The 3,495-nt window shown below is 74.6% G+C and carries 4 protein-coding genes; 2 read left to right on the top strand and 2 right to left on the bottom strand.

Annotated features, from left to right (window positions below; translation table 11 throughout):
- Together cofE and cofD are read right to left on the bottom strand one after the other, a co-directional pair.
- The coding region (gene cofE / locus QZX64_RS16425) for a coenzyme F420-0:L-glutamate ligase (protein WP_295662006.1) at nucleotides 1-749 on the bottom strand (749 nt) is incomplete at its 3' end.
- Complete coding sequence (gene cofD / locus QZX64_RS16420) at nucleotides 746-1,747, bottom strand: 2-phospho-L-lactate transferase (RefSeq protein ID WP_295662004.1); 1,002 nt, start codon at nucleotides 1,745-1,747, stop codon at nucleotides 746-748. The genes cofE and cofD, both read right to left, overlap by 4 nt.
- Nucleotides 1,748-1,933: 186 nt before the next feature.
- Here cofD and QZX64_RS16415 point away from each other — a divergent pair, with 186 nt between their 5' ends.
- On the top strand, nucleotides 1,934-2,188 hold the full coding sequence (locus QZX64_RS16415; RefSeq protein ID WP_295662002.1) for a WhiB family transcriptional regulator: 255 nt from the start codon (nucleotides 1,934-1,936) through the stop codon (nucleotides 2,186-2,188).
- 83 nt (nucleotides 2,189-2,271) lie between these two features.
- A partial coding sequence (locus QZX64_RS16410) for a glycosyltransferase family 2 protein (RefSeq protein ID WP_295662000.1) occupies nucleotides 2,272-3,495 on the top strand: 1,224 nt, incomplete at its 3' end.

Below are 3,495 nucleotides of genomic sequence, written 5' to 3'. Positions count from 1 at the left end.
GCCTGGTCGTCGGGAGCGCCGACGAGGGCGCGCACGACGGCCTCGCGGGCGCCATACCCGAACATGTCGGAGGCGTCGTCGCGCACCAGTGCCCGGGCCCCGGGACCGTGCTCGCCGGCGGGCAGGACCAGGTCGGGCCGCCCGCGCAGCACGGCCACCGGACGACCGTGCAGCTTGCCCTGCACCAGCTCGGCCGCGCCCGCGAGCTCGTCGGCGACGGCCGGCCGCGTGACGGCCAGCTCGTTGCCGTGGGCGTCGACGCGGCCCACGAAGTCCTCCAGGGGCGTCAGCCCCGCCGCCCCGATGGCCATGTCGGTCTGGCCCTCGCGCCAGGCGCGCCCGGCGGTGTCGGTCACGACGACGGCCACGTTCGCGCCGGTCAGCCGGTGCAGCCGCTCGCGCAGGCGTCGTGCGGAGTCGTCGGGGTCCTGCGGCAGGAGCACGACACTGCCGGAGGCGACGTTCGAGGCGTCGATGCCCGCGGCCGCCATCGTGAGCCCGTGGTGGGTGCGCACGATGAGGACCGGTCCGCGGCGGGCGACCACGCGTGCGGTCTCGCCCGCCACGGCGTCGTCGCGGTGGCCGCGACGCACGCGCCCCTCGGCCTTCGCCACGACCTTGCTCGTCACCGCCACCACGTCGCCGTCGCGCAGCGCGGCGTGCCGGGCGACCAGGCCGGCGAGGTCGTCGCCGGCCGCCACCTCGGGCAGGCCGTCGGGGGCGAAGGCCTCCAGCCGGGAGCCGGTCACGAGACGAGCTCGACGGCGGCGGCGGCCATCGCGGCGGTGGCCTCGGGGGAGGTCATCATCAACGGCACGGCGGCGGCCCGGATGCCGGCGGCGGCCAGCGCGGGCAGGTGGTGGGCGTCGCGTCGGTCGACCAGCCAGCCGTCGAGCAGCCCCCCCTCGCCGCGGGCGCCGTAGTGCAGCCCGACGCCGCCCGCGGACACCTCGACCCCGATGGCGTCGAGCAGCTGGTGGGCCATGCCGCGCACGTGGGTGCCGCCGACGATGGGGGAGAGGCCGACGACCGGGGCGCCGGTGGCCAGGACGGCGTCACGGATGCCGGGCACGCCCAGGATCGTGCCGACCGAGACCACCGGGTTCGACGGCGGCAGCACCACCAGGTCGGCCCCGCCGATCGCCTCGAGCACCCCGGGCGCGGGCGAGGACCCCTCCAGGCCGACGACGACCACGGCCTCGGCCGGCACCATGGCCCGCATCCGGACCCAGTACTCCTGGAAGTGCACGACGCGGCGCCCGCTGGGGCTCTGGTCGTCGGCCACGGCGATGTGGGTCTCCACCCGGTCGTCGGTCATCGGCAGCAGGCGGACCCCCGGCTGCCAGCGGCGGCACAGCGCCTCGGTGACCTGTGAGAGCGGGTAGCCCGCCTCCATCATCTGCGTGCGCACCAGGTGGGTGGCCACGTCCCGGTCGCCGAGGCCGAACCACGTGCCCTCCACGCCGTACGCGCTCAGCTCCTCCTTGATGCTCCACGTCTCATCGCGCCGGCCCCACCCGCGCTCGGTGTCGAGCCCGTCGCCGAGGGTGTACATCACCGTGTCCAGGTCGGGGCAGACCTTGAGACCGTGGATCCACAGGTCGTCCGCGGTGTTCGACACCACGGTCACCTCGACCTCGCCGGAGGAGTCGGCGCCGGGCAGGAGGCCGGTGCGCAGGGCGTGCCGCAGACCGCGGAGGAAGGTCGCTCCGCCGTAGCCCCCGGAGAGCACGGTGATCTTCTGCATGGGCACACTGTGCCCGGGACCCAGGTGGCCGGTCCGTCCGGGTCAGGAACGTATAGCAGATCCGGGCTTGACTTCAGGGGTACGACAGGCATGTAATTCCCACAGTGTTCTTTCCACTGGGGCTGGCACTGCCAGGAGGCCCGCATGGTCCGCCTGGGACACGTAGGGTCGAGAGGGCGAAGGCCGATGCGAGAACTGTTTCTCCTTGATTCCGACGCCGAAGAGATGGGTTGGCAGGACCGCGCGCTGTGCGCGCAGACCGATCCTGAGGCGTTCTTTCCCGAGAAGGGCGGGTCGACCCGTGAGGCCAAGAAGGTCTGCCTCACGTGCGACGTCCGCGACGACTGTCTCGAGTACGCACTGATGAACGACGAGCGCTTCGGCATCTGGGGTGGGCTCTCCGAGCGGGAGCGCCGCAAGCTGAAGAAGCGCGCGGTCTGACCGCGACGCCCGTCGCGAACGGGTCGATCCGCCCTCTTCCCGGCTGATTCGGCCCCCACCGTGGCGGTCGTTACGCTGCCTCGGTGATCGTCACCGCCGTCCTCGTCAGCCATGACGGGGCCCGCTGGCTGCCGACGGTCCTCGACGGTCTCGGCGCCCAGGAGCACCCGGTCGACCGGGTGGTGGCGATCGACACCGGCAGCAAGGACGACAGCGCGAGCCTGCTGGTAGCGGCCCTCGGCGAGGACGCCGTGCACGTCGTGTCCGGCGCCACCACCTGGCCCGAGGCCGTCGACCTCGCCCTCGAGAGGGCGCCCGCCGCCGGCGACGACGAGCTCGTCTGGCTGCTGCACGACGACGCCAACCCGGCCCCCGGTGCCCTCGCCGCGCTGGTGGAGGTGGCCCGGGCCCGGCCCGACGCGGCCGTCCTCGGCCCGAAGCTGCGCGAGTGGCCCAGCCTGCGACGGCTGCTCGAGCTGGGCGTCACCATCTCCGGCACCGGCCGCCGGGAGACCGGCCTGGAGCGGGGTGAGTACGACCAGGGCCAGCACGACGAGGTGCGTGACGTGCTCTCGGTCAACACCGCCGGCATGCTCGTACGCCGTCGCGCGCTGGTGGACCTCGGCGGCTTCGACGCCGACCTGCCGATCTTCGGCAACGACATCGACTTCGGGTGGCGCGCCGCCCACGCCGGGCACGCCACGGTCGTGGTGCCGCAGGCGGTGGTCTTCCATGCCGAGGCCGCGCACCGCGGCGTGCGCCGGACCGCGCTGACCGGTCGGCACACCCACTACCAGGAGCGCCGCGCGGCGCTCTTCACCCTGCTCGCCAACGCGCCCTCCCGGCGGCTGCCCTGGCAGGTGGTCCGGCTGTTCTCCGGCACCCTGCTGCGCGTGCTCGGCTTCCTCGCCGTCCGCTCGGTCGGCGAGGCGCTCGACGAGCTCGCGGCCCTGGTGTCGGTCTACTCCCGGCCCCGCCACCTGCTCGCGGCGCGTCGGGCGCGTGCCGGGCGACGTCCCTCCGAGCCGGTAGACGTGCGTCCGTTGCTGGCGCCGGCCTGGGTGCCCTACCGTCACGGCCTCGACCTCCTCGGCGACGTGGCGAGCGCCCTGACCAACCAGGCGCAGGACGTCGCGGAGCGCCGTCGCGCGGTGCGGCTGGCCGCCGCCGGACCCGGCGTGCCGGCGGCCGGCGCACGCAGCGGCACCCGGCCGGGGGCGGACCGGCACGGCACCGCCGACGACGAGGACGACGAGCTGCTCGCCGACACCGGCTTCGTGGCCCGCTTCCTCACCGACCCGATCGCG

The organism is uncultured Nocardioides sp. (genome assembly GCF_902805925.1).
Lineage (GTDB): Bacteria > Actinomycetota > Actinomycetes > Propionibacteriales > Nocardioidaceae > Nocardioides.
Note: the sequence above shows the minus strand (reverse complement) of the source record. Positions and strands in the feature narration are given on the sequence as shown.

Coding starts and splice junctions, on each gene's coding strand:
- cofD (WP_295662004.1), bottom strand. CDS start 1,747: ATGCAGAAGATCACCGTGCTCTCCGGGGGCTACGGCGGAGCGACCTTC.
- QZX64_RS16415 (WP_295662002.1), top strand. CDS start 1,934: ATGCGAGAACTGTTTCTCCTTGATTCCGACGCCGAAGAGATGGGTTGG.